This window comes from Cohaesibacter sp. ES.047, assembly GCF_900215505.1.
GTDB lineage: Bacteria > Pseudomonadota > Alphaproteobacteria > Rhizobiales > Cohaesibacteraceae > Cohaesibacter.
The window spans coordinates 1756569-1779056 of the sequence record NZ_LT907844.1 but is presented as its reverse complement, the minus strand read 5'-3'; the positions used below and the strand labels follow the sequence as shown (position 1 = coordinate 1779056).

At 56.6% G+C, this 22488-nt stretch carries 20 protein-coding genes and 1 pseudogene; 11 read left to right on the top strand and 10 right to left on the bottom strand.

Annotated elements, in window-relative coordinates; genetic code table 11:
- Nucleotides 1–55: 55 nt before the first annotated feature.
- The gene (locus tag CPH65_RS07960) at nucleotides 56–397 is read right to left on the bottom strand and encodes a helix-turn-helix domain-containing protein (RefSeq protein WP_096172993.1); all 342 of its coding nucleotides are present in this window, start codon (nucleotides 395–397) and stop codon (nucleotides 56–58) included.
- Between the two features lie 221 nt (nucleotides 398–618).
- Between CPH65_RS07960 and CPH65_RS07955 the strand changes: the two genes are divergently transcribed.
- Both CPH65_RS07955 and CPH65_RS07950 read left to right on the top strand, forming a co-directional pair.
- Nucleotides 619–1008: a helix-turn-helix domain-containing protein gene (locus tag CPH65_RS07955; RefSeq protein WP_157747561.1), complete on the top strand. Its 390-nt coding sequence runs from the start codon at nucleotides 619–621 to the stop codon at nucleotides 1006–1008.
- Between the two features lie 144 nt (nucleotides 1009–1152).
- Entirely contained in the window at nucleotides 1153–1506 is a 354-nt protein-coding gene (locus tag CPH65_RS07950; RefSeq protein ID WP_096172991.1) for a hypothetical protein, read from the top strand.
- 430 nt (nucleotides 1507–1936) lie between these two features.
- Here CPH65_RS07950 and CPH65_RS07945 read toward each other — a convergent pair.
- The 4 genes from CPH65_RS07945 to betI form a co-directional block, all read right to left on the bottom strand.
- Nucleotides 1937–3027 (bottom strand): IS630 family transposase gene (locus CPH65_RS07945; RefSeq protein ID WP_096172990.1). Its coding sequence is split into 2 segments (ribosomal slippage): nucleotides 1937–2523 and nucleotides 2523–3027, totalling 1092 coding nucleotides; the frame shifts between segments, so codons are not numbered across the junction.
- Nucleotides 3028–3264: 237 nt separating this feature from the next.
- Nucleotides 3265–4920 (bottom strand): choline dehydrogenase, encoded by a 1656-nt coding sequence (gene betA, locus CPH65_RS07940; RefSeq protein ID WP_096172989.1) that lies wholly within the window; start codon nucleotides 4918–4920, stop codon nucleotides 3265–3267.
- Nucleotides 4920–6380 (bottom strand): betaine-aldehyde dehydrogenase, encoded by a 1461-nt coding sequence (betB, locus tag CPH65_RS07935; protein ID WP_096176306.1) that lies wholly within the window; start codon nucleotides 6378–6380, stop codon nucleotides 4920–4922. The genes betA and betB overlap by 1 nt, the downstream gene beginning before the upstream one ends.
- 6 nt (nucleotides 6381–6386) lie before the next feature.
- A complete protein-coding gene (betI, locus tag CPH65_RS07930) occupies nucleotides 6387–7034 on the bottom strand; it encodes a transcriptional regulator BetI (RefSeq protein ID WP_096172988.1) in 648 nt (215 codons plus the stop codon).
- 111 nt (nucleotides 7035–7145) lie between these two features.
- On the opposite strand from betI, the gene choX reads away from it, so the two are divergent.
- The 4 genes from choX (at nucleotide 7146) to betC (ending at nucleotide 11592) form a co-directional block, all read left to right on the top strand.
- Nucleotides 7146–8066, top strand: a complete 921-nt coding sequence (choX, locus tag CPH65_RS07925; RefSeq protein ID WP_096172987.1) for a choline ABC transporter substrate-binding protein — start codon at nucleotides 7146–7148, stop codon at nucleotides 8064–8066.
- 98 nt (nucleotides 8067–8164) lie between these two features.
- On the top strand, nucleotides 8165–9001 hold the full coding sequence (gene choW, locus CPH65_RS07920; protein WP_096172986.1) for a choline ABC transporter permease subunit: 837 nt from the start codon (nucleotides 8165–8167) through the stop codon (nucleotides 8999–9001).
- Nucleotides 8998–10035, top strand: a complete 1038-nt coding sequence (gene choV, locus CPH65_RS07915) for a choline ABC transporter ATP-binding protein (protein WP_096172985.1) — start codon at nucleotides 8998–9000, stop codon at nucleotides 10033–10035. Before choW ends, choV begins: the two co-directional genes overlap by 4 nt.
- 39 nt (nucleotides 10036–10074) lie before the next feature.
- Nucleotides 10075–11592: a choline-sulfatase gene (gene betC / locus CPH65_RS07910; RefSeq protein ID WP_096172984.1), complete on the top strand. Its 1518-nt coding sequence runs from the start codon at nucleotides 10075–10077 to the stop codon at nucleotides 11590–11592.
- A 93-nt stretch (nucleotides 11593–11685) separates the two neighbouring features.
- Here betC and CPH65_RS07905 read toward each other — a convergent pair whose 3' ends face one another.
- The 4 genes from CPH65_RS07905 to CPH65_RS23795 form a co-directional block, all read right to left on the bottom strand.
- Nucleotides 11686–12957, bottom strand: coding sequence for an ABC transporter permease subunit (locus tag CPH65_RS07905; protein ID WP_096172983.1), 1272 nt, complete (start codon nucleotides 12955–12957; stop codon nucleotides 11686–11688).
- Entirely contained in the window at nucleotides 12954–13760 is an 807-nt protein-coding gene (locus tag CPH65_RS07900) for a taurine ABC transporter ATP-binding protein (protein ID WP_096172982.1), read from the bottom strand. Before CPH65_RS07900 ends, CPH65_RS07905 begins: the two co-directional genes overlap by 4 nt.
- 83 nt (nucleotides 13761–13843) lie before the next feature.
- A complete protein-coding gene (locus CPH65_RS07895) occupies nucleotides 13844–14842 on the bottom strand; it encodes an ABC transporter substrate-binding protein (RefSeq protein WP_096172981.1) in 999 nt (332 codons plus the stop codon).
- Nucleotides 14843–15055: 213 nt separating this feature from the next.
- Complete coding sequence (locus CPH65_RS23795) at nucleotides 15056–15331, bottom strand: hypothetical protein (RefSeq protein WP_157747560.1); 276 nt, start codon at nucleotides 15329–15331, stop codon at nucleotides 15056–15058.
- A gap of 4 nt (nucleotides 15332–15335) precedes the next feature.
- On the opposite strand from CPH65_RS23795, the gene CPH65_RS07890 reads away from it, so the two are divergent.
- From CPH65_RS07890 to CPH65_RS07870, 5 genes and pseudogenes are all read left to right on the top strand, one after another.
- Complete coding sequence (locus tag CPH65_RS07890) at nucleotides 15336–15893, top strand: helix-turn-helix domain-containing protein (protein WP_096176305.1); 558 nt, start codon at nucleotides 15336–15338, stop codon at nucleotides 15891–15893.
- A gap of 75 nt (nucleotides 15894–15968) precedes the next feature.
- Nucleotides 15969–18416, top strand: a pseudogene (locus tag CPH65_RS07885) (FAD-dependent oxidoreductase).
- Nucleotides 18417–18445: 29 nt separating this feature from the next.
- Nucleotides 18446–19330, top strand: a complete 885-nt coding sequence (gene purU, locus CPH65_RS07880; protein ID WP_096172980.1) for a formyltetrahydrofolate deformylase — start codon at nucleotides 18446–18448, stop codon at nucleotides 19328–19330.
- Nucleotides 19331–19466: 136 nt separating this feature from the next.
- Nucleotides 19467–20210 carry a sulfite exporter TauE/SafE family protein gene (locus CPH65_RS07875; protein WP_096172979.1) on the top strand — a complete coding sequence of 248 codons (744 nt, stop codon included), beginning with the start codon at nucleotides 19467–19469 and terminating at the stop codon, nucleotides 20208–20210.
- 56 nt (nucleotides 20211–20266) lie between these two features.
- Entirely contained in the window at nucleotides 20267–21019 is a 753-nt protein-coding gene (locus CPH65_RS07870) for an SDR family NAD(P)-dependent oxidoreductase (protein ID WP_096172978.1), read from the top strand.
- Nucleotides 21020–21103: 84 nt separating this feature from the next.
- Here the strand turns inward: CPH65_RS07870 and CPH65_RS07865 are convergent, their stop codons facing one another.
- Nucleotides 21104–22486 (bottom strand): aspartate aminotransferase family protein, encoded by a 1383-nt coding sequence (locus CPH65_RS07865; protein ID WP_096172977.1) that lies wholly within the window; start codon nucleotides 22484–22486, stop codon nucleotides 21104–21106.
- Nucleotides 22487–22488 lie beyond the last annotated feature (2 nt).

Sequence of the window (22488 nt, the reverse complement as noted above, 5' to 3'; positions counted from 1 at the left end):
GGCTGTGATCGCGCATTTGCCAAGAAGAACGGGCACGGATTTACGAGAAGGGTTTTCACGCTGCCTCTCCGCCTTTTGACTGTCCACATGAGGAGAGAGGCTTGTCGATTTGCCGGTGACGCAGAACGCGCTTGGGCTTATTGTTCGACGAGGGCTGTGGTTTCAGACGTTCACCCGTCTGCGGATCGTAGCGACTTGGCCAAATGCGATTGGCAGGAAGGCCCAGCACTTCGGAAATAGCCTTTTCACCGGGCTCATGAGCAGTGCGGGCGGCATGAACGGCGCTTCCTTTCGAGAGGCTGAACATGCGGTCCACCGCCGCATAGGACAGTTGCATTTTCCGCAGCAAATGAAGGATATCGGCGGGAGCCTTGTCCTTCTTGGGTGGACGTGTCATGAACACACCTTCGAAGTTGTGACAATCAAAAGGGTGGAGCCTCGCGATTGTCTTTTTTGACCTAAGTTGGGTTATTTAACTAAGTGGAGTATAGGTACAAAACAAACTTTAATCAATCGAATATGATTGTATTTGTACCTTTTTAAAATATGGGTAGACCTCCAAAGCCAAAAACACCCTTTTCACAAAGGCTTACCTTCTTGCGTGGGAACGAGACGCGTGTGGAATTCAGCGAACGAGTGGGGATCAAGTTCGATTCCTATACCAACTATGAGAGGGGGACTCGCTCGCCAGATGCCGAGGCGATCGAAAAGATAAGACGCGCTACCAACGTGAGCCTGCATTGGTTGTTCACCGGTGAAGGTGAGATCTATTTGGATGAAATACCCGTCAAGCCGCTAGACGCTGAATTGATGGAAGCAGTTGTTGTGACGGTCGCAGAATTCCAAGCTCAAAATCGACGGGTGAAAATAGGCCCGGAAAAGCTTTGGCTGGTTTATATGGAATGCTATCGCAAGATCGCAGAGGACAAGGGCAAATACCCGCCTGAAGAGATGCGAACTCAGCTTAAAGAAAGATGCCGCGATCTTTTGAAACTCGCGGTACTTTAGGCAGATCTGCCAGTTGCCTCGCAACCTAACACAGCCTAAAGTTGGCGGGGAGAGATGCTACCAACATCTCCCCTTCGGCGACCTAACCGCCTTATCGTAACAAGTACGCCCGCCGCCCGCGGGTTTCGATGAGGTTCCAATTGAATGAATGACGCCACTTATTTACGAGGCCTGTTATCCAGCAAAGTTTCCTTTCCAACAGTGGAAAGAAACTGGGCAAAGATAGTTTTAGGCGCAGCAATGCTGTTGTTCCTAAATAACCGCTTGCCAGCTTGGATACCAATGCGAGCTTTCGACTACCACCGCCTAGACACCGCAATCCATAGTTTAGCCGCTGCGAAACAGCAAGACGCTAACCTCTTGTGGCAACATATTTATTTCCGCCTCAACATTTCCGGCCTATCTGATCTCAAGATGAAGCATTTCAATGAGATTAGCCGCCTAATCCTGGGCGAGCTCGGCGAAATGGACGCCGAAAAAGGCCAAGCCCAACAATAGGGAAACGAGGCTCAGCCTGTTCCAAGTTCGAACCGCTACACTTTGCATGCAGTTTGTCTAACTTGGAACAGGCAAGATATTGATTTTCCGTGATTTTCCTAAAATCCAAGCTGCATCTTTTTCAACTTGGAAGCGTTGTTCCAAGTTCATTTTAGATTTTGCCAGCTTTCAGCCCCGATTATGCAAAGGTTGGAGCGGTCGCACAAAAGCTTCTCAAAGGCTGATTTCTGCGATTTAAGGCGCGCCTAAAACAGTCTTCGAAGCGCAATTGAAGACAGTTGAAAGTTCCTCATCCCAGATCAAGAAAACACCCGCTAAACCGTTTTTGTGGCAAAACCCCGTGAAAAACAAAAACGGGCAAGATGACCTTTCGATCTCTCTTAACCCGTTTAATTCAAACACGTTTTCGGCAATTCCCGGATAATTCCGCCTAATACCGGATTATGGCAGTACCGTGTGAAAACCTACATTGAGCCCATTTTCTCATACCTATTGAATGGATGATGGTTGGGTTGGCGGAGAGGCTCTTCCATGCTTGGCAACCAGCATCAAGAATGGCGGCATAGTCTTCGAAGACCCGATTGGACAGGAAGGTACCGCGCAGATACTGCCAAATATTCTCAACTGGGTTCAGTTCCGGTGATTTGGAAGGCAACAGGAGGATGGTGATATTCTTGGGCACGTTGAGTCTGCTTGTCGTATGCCATCCGGCACGATCCATCAGCACCACGGCATGAGCGCCGCGCGCCACTGTCCTTGAGACTTCTTCGAGGTGCATTTGCATGGCCTGTGTATTTGCAAAAGGCATCATCAATCCCGCGCCAACGCCACGCGCTGGACATATTGCACCGAACAGATAGGCATTTTTATATCGCTGATCGGCTGGCAGACGTGGTCTGGTTCCCTTTTTTGCCCATAGTCGGGCCAGTCCATTCTTCTGACCAAGCCTAGCCTCATCTTGCCACCAAATCTCGATGGGCTTGTTCTTTGGCAAATGGCCTACATGCGCTGCCAACGTTGCGGAGAAGTTTTTTTGAAAGCATCAATGACTTCAGGCTTTTGTTCTGGATGTTGAGGTCGACCAGATATGCGCACATACCCCATGCGGCGCAAAAGATCCCGTACTCCACGTTCCTTGTAGGAGACCCCAAACCGCTCTTGGATCACACGCACCAGATCCTGGCTACGCCAGACAGAGACGCCGTCCTTCTCAGGATCAGGACCGGTTTCAACGATAGCAACAAACTCTTCGAGCTGTTCTGGGCTCAAGCGCATGGGAGCGCCGGTTGCTTTGATGTCGACAAGACCATCGGTGCCTTGCTCATTGAAGCGAAGAACCCAATCTCGCAAAGTCTGGCGGTCCATACCGCCGACTTTGGCGGCATCAGCACGGTTCATGCCGTCATAGACAGCCGCAATGGCCAGTAGGCGGCGGCCCTGTTTGGCATTGCGGCATCCTTTGGCAAGACGGCGCAAACTATCGGCGTCAAAAGCATCGCTAAGAATCAAAGCGGCAGACATGGCAAAATCTCCTTTGCCATGTTGAATCACGCCAGTGCTAAAAATGGAATCCCTAAAGAGTCAGAACTTCACGCCCTTGGTATAAGCCAATACCTGCGTCTTTGCCTGTTCGGGATATTTCTTGGGATCGCGGACCGCATCGCGCAGCTTTACAAGGGCCTCCCGAAGCTAATCAGGCACTGAGCTGAGCCAAAGAGGATCAGAGGCCATGGATGGCCTCTGATTGTTTTGATAGCCCTAGCGCTGGCTGGTCTGCCAGTCGGGGTGCATCCAGGGTTGGGATTCATCGCGGGGCAGCATGGTGCCGAGGATGTGGTCGGCAGCCTTCTCGCCCACGAGGATCGAGGGGCCATTGAGGTTGCCATTGTTGATGCGCGGGAAGATCGAGCTGTCGGCGACGCGCAGGCCCTCGACACCAATCACCTTGAGATCTGGATCAACCACCGCCATCGGGTCATCCTTTGCGCCCATCTTGCAGGTCCCGCAAGGATGATAGGCGCTTTCCACATTGTCGCGGATGAAGGCATTCAGAGCCTCTTCCGTCGTCACATGGCTACCGGGCTGGATTTCCTTGCCGCGATAAGGATCAAAGGCCGACTGCCCAAAGATCTCGCGGGTCAGCTCGATGCAAATGCGGAAGTCGCGCCAGTCATCCTCGTGCGCCATATAGTTGAAGAGGATCTTCGGCGCTTCCCTCGGATCTGCTGACCGCAACGTCACCTCGCCGCGGGATTTCGACCGCATCGGTCCGACATGGGCTTGGAAACCGTGTCCCTCGGCCGCCACCTGCCCATCATAGCGTACGGCGATGGGAAGGAAGTGGAACTGGATATCGGGATATTCAACACCAGCAGCAGAGCGCACGAAGGCACCGCTTTCAAACTGGTTCGACGCCCCAAGCCCCTTGCGGGTGAACAGCCACTGAGCCCCGATCAGTCCCTTGCCGAAGAGGTTCCAGTATTTGAAAAGGGTGATCGGCTGGGTGCAGGCCTGCTGGATGTAAAGCTCCAGATGATCCTGCAAATTCTTGCCAACGCCGGGGCGATCCGCAATCACATCAATGCCGTGGCCCTTGAGTTCATCAGCAGGGCCGATGCCCGACAGCATCAACAGCTTGGGCGAATTGATCGAGGAGGCCGCAACGATGACTTCCGCATTGGCCTCGATGACCTCCACCTTGCCCTTGCGCACCACTTCAACACCGGTTGCCTTGCCGTCCTTGATGACAATCTTCTGGGCAAAGGCCTTCACCAACTCGCAGCGACCAGCCTTGATCGCAGGCTTGAGATAGGCCTTGACGGTGGACCAGCGGTCCCCTTTCCAGATGGTGGCTTCAAGCGGGCCAAAGCCCTCTTGTTTCTCGCCGTTATAATCCGGTGTCATCTCGTAGCCCGCCTGACGTCCGGCCTCTTCAAAGGCCTTGACGAGCGGGCTATTGCGCGGGCCGCGCGTGATATGCAGCGGGCCATCCTTGCCGCGCCACTCAGGATCGCCGCCATGACCACCCGAATGCCAGTTCTCCATCCGCTTGAAATAGGGCAGAACATCGGCATAGGACCAGCCGGTTGCGCCGTTTTCATCCCAGTGATCATAATCGCGAGCGTGGCCGCGCACATAGACCATGCCGTTGATCGAGGAGGTGCCACCAACGACCTTGCCGCGCGGCGTGACAATGCTGCGGCCATCAAGGTGCGGCTCGGGTTCACTGGCATAACCCCAGTCATAGATCGGCATGTTCATGGGATAGGAGAGCGCGGCAGGCATCTGGATGAACGGCCCGATGTCAGTGCCGCCCTGTTCGATGACAATGACGGACTTTCCCGCCTCGGCAAGACGATAAGCGGTGGCGCTGCCGGCAGATCCGGACCCAATAATAATATAATCAGCTCGCATTAGAATGGCGCCTCCGTATCGCCCAAACACACATAAACGGACTTGAGTTGGCTATAGTGGTCTATAGCAGCCTTGGAATTTTCTCTTCCCACGCCGGAATTCTTGACCCCGCCAAACGGAGCCTCAACCGGCGTAAGATTATAGGTATTGATGTAGCAAGTGCCCGCTTCGAACCGGCTCGCAACGCGATGGGCACGGGCGAGATCGCGGGTAAAGACCCCGGCGGCCAGACCGAAGCGCGTATCGTTGGCGCGCCGGACGGCTTCGTCTTCATCCTCAAAGGACAGAACGGACATGACCGGCCCGAAGATTTCTTCCCGGGCGATGGTCATCTCGTCGGTCACACCGGCAAAGACCGTTGGCTCGATGTAAAAGCCCTCGCCTTTGATTGCGTGACCACCGGCAACGAGCTTTGCGCCTTCGGCTTGACCCTTTTCGATATAGCCCAGCACAATCTGGCGCTGCTTATCCGAGACCATCGGCCCGATTGTCGTCGCCTCATCCATGGGATTGCCGATCACGGCATCTTTCATCCGCTCGGTCAGGCGATCAAGGAAAGCATCATGAAGCCCGGACTGAACAAACACGCGGGTTCCGTTCGAGCAGATCTGACCGGTTGAATAGAAATTACCGTTGATGGCCGCTGACACCGCATTGTCGAAATCCGCATCATCGAAAATGACAATCGGCGATTTGCCACCCAACTCCATAGTGGCATGCTTGAGACCGCCTGCGGCACTGGCGTAGACTTTCTGGCCCGTTGGCACGGATCCTGTCAGGGACACCTTGTCGACGCGCGGATCGGATACCAGCGCAGCGCCCACGTCGCCATAACCCTGTACAACATTGAACAGACCGGCCGGAGCGCCCGCCTCAACAAGGATCTCGGCAAGCTTGAGCGCTGATAGCGGCGTGACTTCCGAGGGTTTGAAAATCATGGCATTGCCGCACGCCAGAGCAGGCGCGGCCTTCCAGGATGCGATCTGGATGGGATAGTTCCACGCCCCGATCCCGACGCACACGCCCAAAGGCTCGCGGCGCGTATAAACAAAGTCTCCGCCCGCAATCGGGATCTGCTCGCCGGTCAATGTCGCTGCAAGACCGCCGAAATACTCCAGCGCATCCGCACCGGACGTCGCATCAGCAACGAGTGTCTCGGACAGGGGCTTGCCCGTATCATGGGTTTCAAGTTCGGACAACTCTCGGTTTCTCTCGCGCAGGATCTGGGCTGCACGCAGCAGCACCCGTCCCCGTTCCACACCGGATCGCTCGGCCCATTCCTTCTGGGCGCGTTCAGCCGATGCAATCGCCTGACCCACAATCTTGGGCGTCGCGCTGTGCACCGTCGCAAACACGGCACCGGTCGCCGGATAGATCACGGGAATGTCCGGTCCGCTTTCATCATCAATATACTGCCCGTTCACAAAATGGCTTGCGAGCGGCTGATATGCCGTCGTCATGGGCATCTACTCCTGGGGTTTGGCAAAGGGGTCCATCGGGCTTGGGTCAGCCTCATCGATGGAAATTTCATCATTCTCACGCACTTCAGTGCATTCGGCCGCGATGGCTCTGAGCACATGGTCTGCGGCCTCGTGGCCCGCATTCGTCGTCTCATCAAGCGCATAGCGTAGGTAAAGCCCGTCAATCAGACCGGCCACACGGCGTGCAACATCCGGCGACCGCCCGCCGATCAGGCCGCGCAGATTAAACACCAGATTGCTGTGCAGACGCCGCTGATAGACATAGAGCAGGCGTTGCGCCACCGGTGATTTGAGCGCCAATGTGTAGAAAATCAGCCAGGACGCAATCGCCTCGCGCGTGAAGTTGCGGTTGTTGAAGCTGGAGTGTACGATTGCCTCAAGTCGTGCTTGCGGGCCCTGCGACCGGCCAAGCGCGGCTCGAACATCGGAACCATACCGTGTCAGAATATCGCGCATGGCAGCCAGAAACAGGCTGTCCTTGTCCTTGAAGTAGTGAAAGGCGAGACCTGCAGACACGCCGGCGCTCTTGGCGATCTGGCTGGTCGTTACATTCAACGAGCCCACGGCCGCCACCTCACGAATGGTGGCTGCGATCAACTCTTCGCGTCTTTCCTGTTCCGATTTTCTGACCAAGCTTGATTTTCCTGCAATGCGGGTTGCAAAATGGATTTATCCTGATATTTATTGATCAGTCAATCAATAAATATTAAAAACCTTACCTACAGATTGGAAAGAGAGATCGAAATGAAACTGACCGTCGCCGCTTCCATCTTCGCCCTGACCACCGGTGCAGCCTTGGCGGACTGCTCGACCGTCACCTTCTCCGACGTCGGCTGGACAGACATCACGGCCACCACCGCAGCTACGACAACCGTTCTTGGCGCAATTGGTTACAAGACCAACACCCGCGTGCTCTCTGTTCCCGTTACTTACATCTCGCTTGAGGAAGGCGATGTGGATGTCTTCCTCGGCAACTGGATGCCGACCATGGAGGCCGACATCAAGCCTTATCGCGAAAAAGGCACCGTCGAAACTTTGCGCGCTAACCTTCACGGCGCCAAATATACGCTGGCAACCAACGCGGCCGGTGCAAAGCTCGGCATTGATAGCTTTGGTGCCATTGCAGAGCATGAAGACGAACTCAAGGGCGTCATCTACGGCATCGAGCCGGGCAACGATGGCAACCGCCTGATCATGGACATGATCGAAAAAGATGCCTTTGGCCTCAAAGATTTCAAGGTGCGCGAGAGCTCCGAGCAGGGTATGCTCAGTCAGGTTGAACGCCTCAGCAAGCGGGACAAGCCGATTGTCTTCCTCGGCTGGGAACCGCATCCGATGAACGCCAATTTCGATCTGACCTATCTGAGCGGTGGGGATGATTTCTTTGGCCCTGACTTCGGCGGCGCAACGGTTTATACCAATGTGCGCAAAGGCTATGTGAAAGAATGCCCGAATGTTGGCAAACTGCTGAACAATCTGGAATTCTCACTCGCAATGGAAAACGAGATCATGGGAGCTATCCTCGACGACGGTGAAAAGGCTGAAGATGCCGCCGCTGCATGGCTCAAGAAGAATCCGGAGGTTCTGGAAACCTGGCTTGATGGCGTGACCACCAAGGACGGTGAAGCCGCCCTGCCAGCCGCCAAATCGGCTCTGGGTCTCTGAACGAACGATCACATTGGCCTCGCCCCCGGCGGGGCCAATCGCATTATCAGGGACCAAGGCACCTGCCTTGATGGTTCCGCAAATGAGGAAAGCTAGTTGTGGATTGGCTCTATGAGCACAAACTGCCCGTCGGAGATCTGGCGAGCGCCCTTTTCGAATGGATTCGCACGCACGCCGAGAGCGCGCTCGACATCCTCAGTCTTATTCTGGAAAGCACGATTGACGGCGTTTTATGGGCGCTTCATACCCCGCATCCGCTGGTCGTCATCGCAATCTTTGTCGGCATCGCGTGGCTGCTGCAACGAAACTGGAAAACCTGCCTGCTTGTCGGTCTGGGCTTTCTCTTCATCCTCAATCAGGGATATTGGCGGGAAACCACCGAGAGCCTGACCCTCGTGCTCACCTCCTGCGCCGTCTGCATGGCCATCGGCGTTCCCATTGGCATTGCCGCCGCCCACCGCCCCCGCCTTTATGCAGTGCTGCGCCCCATCCTCGACCTGATGCAGACACTGCCAACCTTCGTCTATCTGATCCCGGCCATCGTCTTCTTTGGCATCGGCATGGTCCCGGGTCTCATCTCCACCGTCGTTTTCGTCCTGCCCGCCCCCATCCGCCTTACGCAACTGGGCATCGCGTCAACGCCCGATCGTTTGACAGAGGCCGTCCGTGCCTTTGGCGGCTCTAACCGCGACGTTCTCTTCAAGGCCGAACTGCCCTATGCCATGCCGCAAATCATGGCGGGCCTCAACCAGACCATCATGCTGGCGCTCTCGATGGTGGTGATCGCCGCACTGGTGGGTGCCGACGGGCTTGGCGTTCCTGTCGTGCGAGCACTCAATCAGGTCAATACCAGCCTCGGGTTCGAAAGTGGCTTCATCATTGTTGTTGTTGCCATCATCCTCGACCGCATTCTGCATAGGAACAAAGAACAGTGACACCGGCGATCAAGTTTGAACAGGTTTCCATCGTCTTTGGTGACAAACCCGAAACAGCGCTTCCACTCATGGATCAAAATCTGGATCGGAACGCCATTCAGGACCAGACCAATCAGGTTCTTGGCGTTCACGATTGCACGTTCGACGTCCAGCAAGGCGAAATCTTCGTCCTGATGGGCCTCTCCGGCTCGGGAAAATCCACCCTGCTTAGAGCCGTCAACGGCCTCAACCCGGTGGTTCGGGGAGCCCTGCATGTCGATACCGGCGACACATTGCTTGATGTCACCGAGGCCTCGGCTCAGCAGCTGCGCCAGATCAGAAGCGAACGCGTCGCCATGGTCTTCCAACAGTTCGGTCTGTTGCCATGGCGTACGGTGGCCGAAAATGTCGGCCTTGGCCTCGAACTCTCCGGCATGCGCAAAAAACAGCGCCGAGAGAAAGCCATTGAACAGCTCGCCCTTGTTGGACTGGAAGAATGGGCAGATAGTCAGGTATCAGAACTTTCCGGCGGCATGCAGCAGCGCGTTGGCCTTGCCCGTGCCTTTGCGACAGATGCGCCGATCCTCCTGATGGACGAGCCCTTCTCCGCCCTTGATCCCCTCATTCGCAGCCGTCTTCAGGATGAGTTGCTGGATCTGCAGGAAAAACTTCAGCGCACGATCCTCTTTGTCAGCCATGATCTGGACGAGGCCTTCAAGCTGGGCAACCGCATTGCCATTCTCGAAGGCGGTCGCATCAGCCAAATCGGCACGCCGCGCGAGATCTTCACCAAACCTGCGGATAACTATGTTTCCGATTTCGTGGCCCATATGAACCCGCTCGCGATCTTGCGCGCCAGCGATGCCATGATCAAACCACGCTCCGATCACTATGCTGAAACCGTCGGATCGGAAACCCTCCTCGCAGACATGCTCGACACGCTGGCCAACAATGATCAGCCGCTCGGCGTCCTGCGCAAGGGCGAAATTGTCGGCGAGCTGTCGGCGCGAAAGGTCCTGCGCTTCCTCTCCGGACATCTTGGAGAAGACAGCTAAGCCACAAACCACCCGCCCGACGCCCTCCAAGGAGACAGAATGACCAAGCAACCGAATATCCTGATCATCATGGTCGACCAGTTGAACGGCACTCTGTTTCCCGATGGGCCAGCAGACTTCCTGCACACACCGAATTTGCGGGCACTGGCAAACCGTTCGGTTCGCTTCTCCAACACCTATTGCGCCAGTCCGCTCTGTGCCCCCTCTCGCGCCTCTTTCATGTCGGGACAGCTCCCCTCACGCACCGGGGTCTATGACAATGCGGCGGAATTCGCCTCGAATATTCCGACCTATGCCCACCATCTGCGCCGCGCTGGCTATCACACCTGCCTTTCGGGCAAAATGCATTTTGTCGGGGCCGACCAGCTGCACGGCTTTGAAGAGCGCTTGACCACCGATGTCTACCCGGCAGACTTTGGCTGGACGCCGGACTATCGCAAACCGGGCGAGCGGATTGACTGGTGGTATCACAATCTGGGATCGGTCACCGGCGCGGGCGTTGCCGAAATCTCCAACCAGATGGAGTATGACGACGAGGTCGCCCACCATGCCGCGCAAAAGCTCTATCAGCTGGCGCGCAGCCGCGATGAAAAGCCATGGTGCCTTACGGTCAGTTTCACCCATCCCCACGACCCATATGTTTGCCGCCGCAAATACTGGGATCTGTATGAAGATTGCGAGCACTTGGACCCCGAAGTCGGTGCGCAGCCCTTCGACGAGCAGGATCCTCATTCCCAGCGTATCTTCAAGGCAAATGACTACAAACATTTCGACATCACCCAGGAAGATGTGCGCCGGTCCCGCCGCGCCTATTTCGCCAACATCTCCTATCTCGATGACAAGATAGGCGATCTGCTCGACATCCTGCGCACCTGCCGCCTTGAAAAGGACACCATCGTTGTCTTCTGTTCGGACCATGGTGACATGCTGGGCGAACGCGGATTGTGGTTCAAGATGAGCTTCTTTGAAGGCTCATCGCGCGTCCCCCTGATGATCGCAGCGCCCACTCTGCTGCCCGAGCAGATCAGCACAGCGGTTTCCAATCTGGACATCACCCCCACACTGGCCGACCTTGCGGGCATTGACTTGAGCGACGTGAAGCCATGGACCGATGGCCTCTCTCTTCTGCCTTTAGCAAAGGGCGAGGAAAGGCAGGCGCCAGTCTATATGGAATATGCAGCCGAGGGCTCCTATGCGCCGCTGGTGTCCATCCGCGAGGGACAGTATAAGTTCACCCATTGCGAACTCGATCCGCCCCAGCTCTTCGATCTGGAAAAAGATCCACACGAACTTGATAATCTGGCAACCCATACTGAGCACGAGGCGCTTGTCGCCTCCTTCACCGAAAAGGTGAAAGAACGCTGGGACATGGAGCGCTATGACGCGGACATCCGCGAAAGTCAGGCCCGGCGCTGGGTGGTCTATGAAGCCTTGCGAAACGGCGCTTATTATCCGTGGGACTATCAGCCCTTGCAGAAGGCATCCGACCGCTTCATGCGCAACCACATGGACCTCAACAGCGTGGAAGAAGAAGCCCGCTTCCCCCGAGGCGAATAGCCCCCGGAAGGCTTGGCCATCAGCATTGGACACAAAAAAACCCCGGCATGCAGCGCACGTCGGGGTTTCTCATTTCTAAGAGCGACTTGCTGATCAGGCCTTGCCCTGCCATGGCACAAGGATCCGCTCGGCCACGCGCATGGCAATATCGATGCCATAGCCGATGATGCCGATGAGGAAGATCCCCATCATCACGATATCGGTAAGCTGGAACTTGGAGGCAGCGATGATCATCATGCCCGCGCCCTTCTGGGCTGCGACAAGTTCAGCAGCGACCACCGTACCCCAACAGACCCCCATTGCAACGCGCGCACCCGTGAAGATCTCGGGCAACGAGTTGGGCACGATCACATACCAGAGCACCTGCCTCTTATTGGCGCCCAATGAATAAGCCGCATGCACCTTGGTGATATTGACCCCCGAGACCCCTGCGCGGGCGGCAATCGTCATGATCCAGAGGGCCGCAAGGAAGAGCAGCACCACCTTTCCGGTTTCCCAGATCCCGAACCAGATGATCACCAGCGGGATCAGCGCGAGCGGCGGCACGGGGCGCATAAACTCGACGATCGGATCGAACCAACCGCGCACCCAGTTGGACAGGCCCATGGCATAACCCAGCGGAATGCCGATCAGAGAGCCAAAGAAAAAGCCCGACAGAACCCGCGACAGCGACCAGCCCAGATGCTCCCAAAGCGTGAAGTTCTGATAGCCTTCCTTGCTGATCTCGATGAAGCGCTCGAGCACAGCCTCGGGCGACGGCATCCAGATTGGCTCCATCTGCAGGCCGGGATCGGGCTGGAAGATCAGGGATCCCTTGGCCGTCATCGTGACGCTGCCATCGCGAACATCCACCTCTTCGCCCGAAGCGATTTCTTGTCCGTCGATGGCCGTCACCTTGGCGCCTTCGCCATCATTCTTGGTGACATTGAGAAAGACCGTCCGCCATGCGGCAGTATTGGCAAAGTCATCAAGCGCAAAGGGGCTGTCTTCACTGCGTTTTTCGGCCTTGGCCTTCTCGGGCTTCTCGCCGATCTCGGAGACGGCCACATGCACGGACGCCTTGCTGCTCTGACCTTCAGCATCCTTGACCGTATAGTCAAACCCGGTCTCGCCAATGAAGGGACCGGGGACATGAAATGGCACCCATTTGGAGCCGGTGAAGGCCCCCCAGATCAGAAAAATGACAAGAATGGAAAAGATCGATGCGGCCCGGTCGGGCTTGATGGCGCTTTCGTCGCCAAAGGTAACCGTCTTGCGCGCATTGAAATCATCATTGCGGCGCATGAAGCCGCGAATATAGTGAACGGCGAAATAGGCCGCAAAAAACAGACCAATATAAATTGCAAGTATGATGTAACCGGTCATGCGGCAGACTCCGATGAACCCATAATTTCTTCTTCCATTTCCCAGATCATCGAGAGGATTTCCTCGCGGGTTTCCGCAAAGCCTTCGCTCTTTTTCACGTCTCTGAGATCAGCCCCCACCGCTCGTTCGGCAAAGGGGAGCCTGTATTCCTTGTGAATGCGCCCCGGACGCGGTGCCATCACCAGAAGACGTTCCCCCAAAAGCAGGGCTTCCTCGACCGAATGAGTGATCAGGATGACCGTCTTGCCGGTCTCCTTCCAGAGCTTCAGGATCAGCCCCTGCATCTTCTCACGCGTCAGTGCATCAAGGGCCCCCAGAGGCTCATCCATCAAGATGACATCGGGATCGTTGGCAAGACACCGCGCCAAGGCAACACGCTGCTGCATCCCACCCGACAGCTCATAAACCGCCTTATCGGAAAAATCCTTCAACCCAACGATCTTGAGCAGATATTCAACGGTTGTGTTGCGATCCCCTTCGGGCATGTTCTTCATGCGCGGTCCGAATTCCACATTGCGGCGCACGTTCATCCATTCAAACAGCGCCCCCTTCTGGAAAACCATGCCGCGCTCGGCATCCGGCCCGGTTACCACATGGCCATTCATGCGGACCTGACCACCGGTCGAGGCCAGAAAGCCGGCAACGATATTCAGCAAGGTCGACTTGCCACAGCCCGAGGGTCCGAGGATCGTCATGATTTCGCCCTTGGCAAGATTGATTGACACATCCTCAAGCGCCTGGACATGCGCGCCATCTGGCAGATCAAAGCGCATGGATACATTTTCGATATGCAGGCCATCCATAGTGGAGCACTCCTCGTCAGTGTGAAGACAATATGAGAAGAGATGGAGCCTTTTCGGGCACCATCTCTTTGTTCACGACGGGATTATTTGGCCGCGGCAGCCAGATAGCTGGCTTCGACAGAGCCTTCGTAAGAATCGAGTGTCTCAGGGATCGAACCGGCATCCTTGAAGACGGTAGCCACGCCGCCCATAAAGATCTGTACGCCGCCACCAAGCCACTTTTTGCCCAGCTTCTCTTCCATTTCCGGAAAGGAGAAGGTACCGAGCGATGCCTTGGCATCTGCGAGCTCCATACCGGAATCCTTGGCGATGACTGCAAGCATTTCGTCAGATTTCTCACCTGCGTTCCACATTTCGTTGGCCTCTTCGGTAACCTTGAGGAACTTGGTCATCAGCTCGCTTTCCTCGGCCGCAAAGGTGGAAGGCGCAGAAATAACGTCAAAGACGAGAATGCCGACTTCTTCCTTTTCCGCGCCAGTCAGGAGCACATTGCCATGCTCTTTCATGCGGCGAAGCGCACCGCCGTAACCACAGACCATGTCGAGGTTGCTTTGGGCAAAGGCCGCTGCTCCTTCCGCCGGGGCCATATCGACGATTTCCATGGTGGAGATATCAACGCCGAAATATTTCATCTGCTCAAGGAAACCATAATGGGCAGCGGTGCCTTTCGGCAGTCCCACCTTCTTGCCTTCCAGCTCCTTGGCGTTGGTCTTGTCGATTTCGAGCGCTTCTGCAACGACACAATTGTCGTTTTCGGAATAGCTGACGGCAATATCGACGACCTTCAGATCCTGACCGGCAGACGCCGCCACAACGAACGGCGGCAGACCCTGACTGACGGCGATCTGTACGTCACCGGACGCCATCGCGGCCGACATGGCAGTCCCGGTATCGAACGACACCCATTTGACGGGGATACCCAGAGCCTCTTCATAAAGCCCCTTTTCCTTCGCATACTGGAAAGGCATCGGCCATTCCAGAAAATACGCGACAGTCAGTTCCTCTGCAGCATTCGCTACCTGCAAGCTTCCCATCATGGCCACTGTGGCGATGGTGCTCAGCAAACCTGTCCATTTCTTCATGTTACAACTCCAGCTGTTCCCTTGGTGTATTGCAGGTCTTCGCGGGTTTTCCCGTCTTGGTGGTTCGGTGATTGCGTGACCGACCGCCCTGCTCCCTTAAAAACTTAACGGAAATCACACCTCGCACAACAGAAAGACCCAACTGGACCAGCGGATTCTGCGATGTGGCCCCTCACTCGAAACACCCCGCGCCATGGACAGGATAACGACCGGTCAAAGACAACGCCCCGCTGTCGGCAGGCGCTCTGGCCCTCTGCAAGAAGAACCAGGTTCAGCGTTGAATTGATTGAATAAATTGCATGGAAAGCTCATCTGAAAATCACTCAACCACGAACAACGAGCATGAGCTCTTTCCTGAAGCTCCACCACGCCCAACGCCCGCCTGACCAGACGCGCCAGTGGCTCGGGCCGTAAAAAGTGGCTTGATTTCTTCACCCATCTCATGAAATTTTTGATGAAATTTTCATTTTCTATTTTTTCACGAGACATTGAAATGACCAGACAGACAAGCCTTGGCGGAGATCTCAGAGCGTTGCGCACCGCGCGTCGCATGACCATTGAGGATCTGGCTGAAAAACTGGGCCGCTCAATCGGCTGGGTCTCCCAGATCGAACGGGACATGTCGACGCCCAAGTTGGCGGATCTGCAAAAACTGGCCGATGTTTTCGATGTTCCATTGTCGCTCTTCTTCGGGGAAGACAATGCCACGAACGGGGAATCCGGTCTTGTCGTGCGGGCGCAGGCGCGACGCATGATCGGCGAACGACAAATGGGCCTTATCGAAACTCTGATTTCCCCTGATCTCACCGACAGTTTCGAAATGGTCCACTCGACCTTTCAGCCCGGTGCAAAGCTTGAAGAGCCACTTGAGCGGGCAACGCAGGAGCTGGCTTTCATGGTAAGCGGACGGTTGGACATCTGGCTTGGTGATCAGATGTTCACGGTCGAGGCTGGCGACAGTTTCCGCATTCGACAAAGGCCGTTCCGCTGGTCCAACCCTTATGACGAACCGGCAATTGCCGTTTGGGTCATATCACCTCCTGTCTATTAAGCCCTTTTCCAACCACGTCTATGCGGACGGAGCAACAGCACCGTTCGCCCCTCGTATTTTCAAGAGGATATTGCCATGCCCACTCCCCCCAACAAGGCTCGCGTCGTCATCATCGGCGGCGGCATCATCGGCTGCTCGGTCGCCTATCACCTGATCAAAAAGGGATGGACCGACGTTGTCCTGCTGGAGCGCAAGCAGCTGACCTCCGGCACCACATGGCATGCCGCGGGTCTCATCGCCCAGCTGCGCGCCAGCCACAACATGACCCGCCTCGCGCGCTATAGTCAGGAGCTCTACGGCAAGCTCGAAGAGGAAACCGAGGTCGCGACCGGCTTTCGCCGCAACGGCTCCATCACGGTGGCCCTCAGCGACGAACGCCACGAGGAAATCTTGCGGCAGGCCTCCATGGCGCGCGCCTTCGGTGTCGAGGTTGAACCGATCAGCCCGTCCGAGATCGCCGAGCGCTATGAGCATGTCAACATCGAGGATGTGGTCGGCGGGGTCTATCTACCCAAGGATGGACAGGGAGATCCGGGCAACATCGCCTATGCCTTCGCCAAGGGGGCCAAGATGGGCGGTGCCATCGTCTGTGAACGAACAAAGGTCGCCGCGATCGCCAAAACAGACCGCCGGGTTACCGGTGTCTCATGGCAGAGCGAAGACGGAGAGACCGGCGAGATCGCCTGCGAATATGTGGTCAACTGCGCCGGCATGTGGGGCCGCGAGCTGGGTCTGATGACCGGCACCAACGTGCCGCTTCATGCCTGCGAGCATTTCTATATTGTCACCGACACCATCCCCGGCCTCACCCAGCTTCCCACCCTGCGCGTGCCCGAGGAATGCGCCTACTACAAGGAAGAGGCAGGAAAGCTCCTGCTTGGCGCGTTTGAGCCGGTCGCCAAACCGTGGGGCATGGATGGAATTCCCGAGAGTTTCGAGTTTGATCAATTGCCCGAAGATTTCGATCACTTCGAACCGATCCTTGAAGCCGCCATCAATCGCCTGCCACTGCTTGCCGAAACCGGCATTCATACCTTCTTCAACGGCCCCGAAAGCTTCACCCCTGATGATGCCTATCATCTCGGCCTCTGCCCGGAAATGGACAATGTCTGGGTTGCAGCAGGTTTCAACTCCATCGGCATCCAGTCAGCCGGTGGCGCGGGTATGGCGCTGGCCGAGTGGATGGACACAGGCGAAAAACCCTTAGATCTCTGCGACGTCGATATCGCCCGGATGCAACCCTTTCAGGGTAACCGCCACTATCTCTTCGAGCGCTCCACCGAGACCCTTGGCCTGCTCTTTGCCGATCACTTCCCCTATCGCCAGAAGGCGACCGCGCGCGGTGTCCGCCGCACGCCCCTTCATGAGCATCTGGCGCGAGAAGGAGCCGTCTTCGGCGAATTTGCCGGTTGAGAGCGCGCCAACTGGTTCGCCGATAAAGGACAGGAACGGGAGTATCATTACTCTTGGAAGCGTCAAAACTGGTTCGGCAATGCCGCCCGCGAACACAAAGCCACCCGAACCAATGTCGGCCTTTATGACATGAGCTCCTTTGGTAAGCTGCGCATAGAGGGACCGGACGCAGAGCGCTTCCTCAACCGCATCGGTGCGGCCAATTATTCGGTGCCCGTGGGCAAGATCGTCTATGGCCAGCTTCTCAACAGCCGAGGTGGCATCGAGGCCGATGTCACCGTCACACGCCTCAGCGAAAGTGCCTTTCTGATGGTCACACCGGCAGCAACCCGCCTTGCCGACGAGACATGGCTCCGCCGCCATGTCGGCGAGGACCGGGTCACCGTTATTGACATGACCGCCGCCGAAGCCGTCATCTGCGTCATGGGGCCTAACAGCCGCACCCTCTTGCAAGCGGTCTCTCCCAATGATTTCAGCAACGAAGTCAATCCATTCGGCACCGCGCAGGAAATTGAAATCGGCATGGGACTTGCCCGCGCCCACCGGGTCAGCTACGTCGGAGAACTGGGCTGGGAACTCTATATCTCGACCGACATGGCCGCCCATGTCTTTGAGGTACTCCTTGCCGCAGGCAAAAAGATTGACGCCAAACTCTGTGGCATGCATATGATGGATTGTCTCAGGCTCGAAAAGGGATTTCGCCACTTCGGCCATGATATCACCTGCGAGGATCATATCCTTGAAGCCGGTCTCGGTTTTGCCGTTGCAAAGGACAAGAATGACTATATTGGACGGGACGCTGTATTGCGAAAGCGTGAGACCGGACTTGAGCGGCGCATGGTGCAGTTTCTTCTTGCAGATCCAGATCCCCTGCTCTATCACGCCGAACCAATCCTCAGGGACGGAAGCGTCGTTGGCCATCTCACCAGCGGAGCCTATGGTCATTCGCTCGGAGCCGCAGTCGGACTGGGCTATGTCCCTTGCGCCGGGGAGTCCGTTCAGGCGCTCCTGTCCTCAAACTATGAAATCGAAGTCGCCGGTCGTCGGTGTGCAGCCACCGCGTCCCTCAAACCTCTCTATGACCCGACATCAGCCCGCATGAAGGCCTGACGAAAGCCCCCCTTAGAAGGAAACAAAACATGCAGACTTTTTGTCTCACCGTTACATGCCAGTCCACCCGCGGCGTCGTTGGCGCCATTGGCACCTATCTGGCAGAGCACGGCTGCAACATTACGGACAGCTCCCAGTTTGATGATATGGAGAGCGGTCGCTTCTTCATGCGTGTGAGTTTTCTGTCGGAAGAGGGGACCAATCTCGAGACACTGACAAAAGATTTTGCGGCAACCGCAAAACCGTTCGACATGGATTACAGCTTCCATGATGAAGCCCAAAAGATGAAAGTCGTCATCTTGGTCTCTCGTTTTGGCCACTGTCTCAATGATTTGCTCTATCGTTGGCGGATCGGCGCGCTGCCCATCGATATCGTCGCAGTGATCTCGAACCACATGGATTACCAGAAACTGGTGGCCAATCACGACATTCCCTTCCATTGCATCAAGGTGACCAAGGACAACAAGAAGGAAGCTGAAGCGGCCCAGATGCGCGTTGTCGAGGAGAGCGGAGCCGAACTGATCGTGCTGGCCCGCTACATGCAGATCCTGTCAGACGAAATGTGCAAAACCATGTCCGGCCGCATCATCAACATCCACCATTCCTTCCTGCCGTCCTTCAAGGGGGCCAACCCCTACAAGCAAGCCTATGAGCGCGGCGTGAAACTAATCGGCGCAACATCCCATTATGTCACGGAAGATCTGGATGAAGGCCCGATCATCGAGCAGGACATCATCCGTATCACCCATGCCCAGTCTTCCGAAGACTATGTGAGCCTTGGCCGGGATGTCGAAGCACAGGTGCTGGCACGGGCGATCCATGCCCATATTCATCGCCGGGTCTTTGTCAATGGCAACAAGACGGTGGTCTTCCCCGCCTCTCCGGGCTCCTACGCCTCCGAGCGCATGGGCTGATCCCACCGCCAAGAAGTCCTTGGACCGGTGGTTTGTCCAAGCTGGCCCTATAAAGCCCCCGACGAGAGGGATAGATAGAAAGATGACAAGCCGGGACACTCGTGCCCGGCTGTCTTTGTTCTGAGGAGGCCATCCCGTGTTTGTCGAAATGCTGATCCCCGCCCTGGCGATTTTTGTCGCGGCAGCCTTTCGCGGCATCACCGGGTTTGGCTTTGCGCTGATCGCAGCCATCGGCCTGTCCTCGACCCTCGCGCCGAACAATATGATCCCGACCATCCTGATCAACGATCTGTTGCTCACCGGTCTCATTCTGTCCAATCGCAAGACCGGCGCGGTTGACTGGAGCATCACGCCGATCCTGTTGATCTGTGGAGCCTTGGGTGCCCTGTTCGGCGGACTGCTGGCAGGTCTGATCGATCCCACGACCACCAAGCTTCTGGTCGCTGTGGTCGTCTGCATGTCAGCGCTGCTTGGGATGGTCCATGAGCCGCCGCGCTGGCTGGCGCATAGGCTGCTTGGCGCATCTGCGGCCTTTGTGGTTGGCGTCCTTCTCGCCGCCTTCGCCGTCGGCGGTCCATTGATCGCCGTCTGGCTGCTGGCTGGCGGCACCAGGCGTGAGACGACCCTTGGCACACTCGCGGTCTTCTTCGGTGCGGTTGATCTGTTCAGCGTCACCAGCCGATTGGCTCTTGACCAATATGGCAACGACCTGCCCTTGATGCTACTCTACACCCTGCCCATCACCCTTGTTGGCTATGGCGCCGGACATCTGATCGGGTCACGCCTATCCCATCAGATCTGGCGTCGCGTATCCTCCATCGGCCTCATTCTGATTGCCCTTGCGGGCGCCCTGCAAACCCTTGCGGTGTGGCTCGCCTAACCACCTTGAAAATGAACACCTACCAAAAGACTGTCAGTAGACTGGAGATTTGAACCATGAGCAAAATTGCACTCGTCACAGGAGCCACCGCCGGTTTCGGCAATGCCATCGCCCGCCGTTTTGTCAGCGAGGGCTGGAAAGTCATCGTCACCGGACGTCGTCAGGAGCGCCTCGACGCATTGGTTGCCGAACTTGGCGGCCCCGAAATTGCCTACCCTCTCTGCTTTGACATCCGCGACGAAGAAGCCACCAAGACGGCACTGGCCTCCCTGCCCGATGACTTTGCCAAATTCGATGCGCTCGTCAACAACGCCGGCCTCGCACTTGGCACCGGCTCGATCGAGGCGTGCGATCTGGAAGAGTGGAAGACGATGATCGACACCAACGTAACCGGTCTTGTCACCATCACCCGCCTCGTCATCGACACACTGATCGAGCGCCGCGGATTGATCGTCAATCTCGCCTCGGCTGCCGCCAACTGGTCCTATCCCGGAGCCAACGTCTATGGCGCGACCAAGGCCTTCGTGCAGCAATTCTCTCTCAACCTGCGCAGCGATCTGAACGCCAAGGGGGTCCGCGTTACCTCCATCGAACCGGGCATGGCGGAGAGCGAATTCACATTGGTGCGCACCGGCGGCAGCAAGGAAGCCTATGACAAGCTCTATTCCGGAGCCAATCCGCTCCAACCCGAAGACATCGCCGAGACCGTCTACTGGGTCGCCTCACTGCCTGCGCATGTCAACATCAACAGCCTTGAAGTCATGCCGGTGACACAGGCCTGGGCTCCGTTCGCGATCCATCGCACCTAGGCCAGCCTTGATCAGCCAGATAAAAAGGCCCGCCATATTGGCGGGCCTTCTCATTGAACCATTCCCCAAGCAATCGGACTGCAATCAGCCAAACACTGCCAAGAGGGATTCATCAATCGCATGCGTGATGGCGTCGATCTGATCAGCGGTCACGATCAGCGCCGGGCTGAGGCAGAGCGTGTTGTTTAGCCCCGGAATGGAGCGATTGGTCGCTCCGATCATCACATCGCGCTTCATGCATTCCGCGATGACGGCCCCGACGCGCTTCTCGTCCACAGGCTCCTTGCTCTTGCGGTCGCTGACCAGCTCAACCCCGCAGAAGAGCCCAAGACCGCGCACATCGCCGACCACTTCATGTTTCTCCATCAGGGCATGGAGATTGCCCATCAGGCGTTCACCCATGGCAAGCGTGTTGCCCAGAAGATCTTCATTTTCGATAATCCGCATGTTTTCCATCGCCGCAGCAGGACCGGCCACACAGCCGCCATAGGTCGAGATATCGCGAAAATAGGACATCGGATCATCCGGATCGTCCTTGAACATCTCGAACACACGCTCGGTCGTTGCGGTCACCGAAATCGCCGCATAGCCTGACGCAACCCCCTTGGCCATGGTCACGAAATCCGGCTCGATACCATAATGCTGATAGCCAAACCATTTGCCGGTGCGGCCCACACCGCAGACCACCTCATCGAGATGCAGCAGGATCTCGTATTTCCTACAGATCTCCTGCACCCGCTGCCAATAGCCTTTGGGCGGCGTGATGACCCCGCCACCGGCGGTTACCGTTTCAAGACAGATGGCACCGATGGTGTCGGCTCCTTCTGTGAGGATCACCTCTTCGATGGCATCCGCGGCCCGCTCGCCATAATTCTCGATGTCGCCATACTGACCCCGATATTCAAGACAGTGCGGCACCTCGACGAAGCCTTCGGGGAAAGGTCCATACTGGGCGCGGCGCTGTTCCTGACCGGCCGCAGCCAAGGCCCCAAGCGTCGTGCCGTGATAGTCCCGCTCGCGGAACAGGATCTTGTTCTTCTTGCCGCCATAATGCTTGTGGGAGATCTGCCGCACCATTTTGAAGACCTTCTCGTTGGCCTCCGATCCCGAGTTGGAATAATAGACGCGGGTCAGGCCGGGCATCTTGTCCATCAGCATCTCGGCAAAGATCGCGCCGGGAACGGATCCGGCAACCCCGGCGTAATAATTCAGCTTGAGGAGCTGATCGCGCACGGCATTGGCGATGCTTTCCCGGCCATAGCCGACATTGACGGTCCAGACGCCGCCTGACACACCATCAAGGAACGCACGCCCCGTCGCATCCCAAACTGTCATTCCTTTGCCTTCGACAATGATCCGAGGATCAGCCTGCTCAAACGACTTGTGCTGGGCCATGTGATGCCAGACATGTTTCTTGTCCGCCTCGATGACATGCCCGAGATCATTTGCGTGCGCCACACTATCCATTT

Bases quoted from the DNA above. Each gene is read 5' to 3' on its own strand.
- CPH65_RS07905 (WP_096172983.1), bottom strand. From the start codon at position 12,957: ATGACCGGTTACATCATACTTGCAATTTATATTGGTCTGTTTTTTGCG.
- choX (WP_096172987.1), top strand. From the start codon at position 7,146: ATGAAACTGACCGTCGCCGCTTCCATCTTCGCCCTGACCACCGGTGCA.
- CPH65_RS07900 (WP_096172982.1), bottom strand. From the start codon at position 13,760: ATGGATGGCCTGCATATCGAAAATGTATCCATGCGCTTTGATCTGCCA.
- CPH65_RS23795 (WP_157747560.1), bottom strand. From the start codon at position 15,331: ATGTCTCGTGAAAAAATAGAAAATGAAAATTTCATCAAAAATTTCATG.
- CPH65_RS07865 (WP_096172977.1), bottom strand. From the start codon at position 22,486: ATGGATAGTGTGGCGCACGCAAATGATCTCGGGCATGTCATCGAGGCG.
- betA (WP_096172989.1), bottom strand. From the start codon at position 4,920: ATGCGAGCTGATTATATTATTATTGGGTCCGGATCTGCCGGCAGCGCC.
- CPH65_RS07870 (WP_096172978.1), top strand. From the start codon at position 20,267: ATGAGCAAAATTGCACTCGTCACAGGAGCCACCGCCGGTTTCGGCAAT.
- CPH65_RS07890 (WP_096176305.1), top strand. From the start codon at position 15,336: ATGACCAGACAGACAAGCCTTGGCGGAGATCTCAGAGCGTTGCGCACC.
- betC (WP_096172984.1), top strand. From the start codon at position 10,075: ATGACCAAGCAACCGAATATCCTGATCATCATGGTCGACCAGTTGAAC.
- CPH65_RS07895 (WP_096172981.1), bottom strand. From the start codon at position 14,842: ATGAAGAAATGGACAGGTTTGCTGAGCACCATCGCCACAGTGGCCATG.
- betB (WP_096176306.1), bottom strand. From the start codon at position 6,380: ATGACGACGGCATATCAGCCGCTCGCAAGCCATTTTGTGAACGGGCAG.
- purU (WP_096172980.1), top strand. From the start codon at position 18,446: ATGCAGACTTTTTGTCTCACCGTTACATGCCAGTCCACCCGCGGCGTC.
- CPH65_RS07950 (WP_096172991.1), top strand. From the start codon at position 1,153: ATGAATGACGCCACTTATTTACGAGGCCTGTTATCCAGCAAAGTTTCC.
- CPH65_RS07960 (WP_096172993.1), bottom strand. From the start codon at position 397: ATGACACGTCCACCCAAGAAGGACAAGGCTCCCGCCGATATCCTTCAT.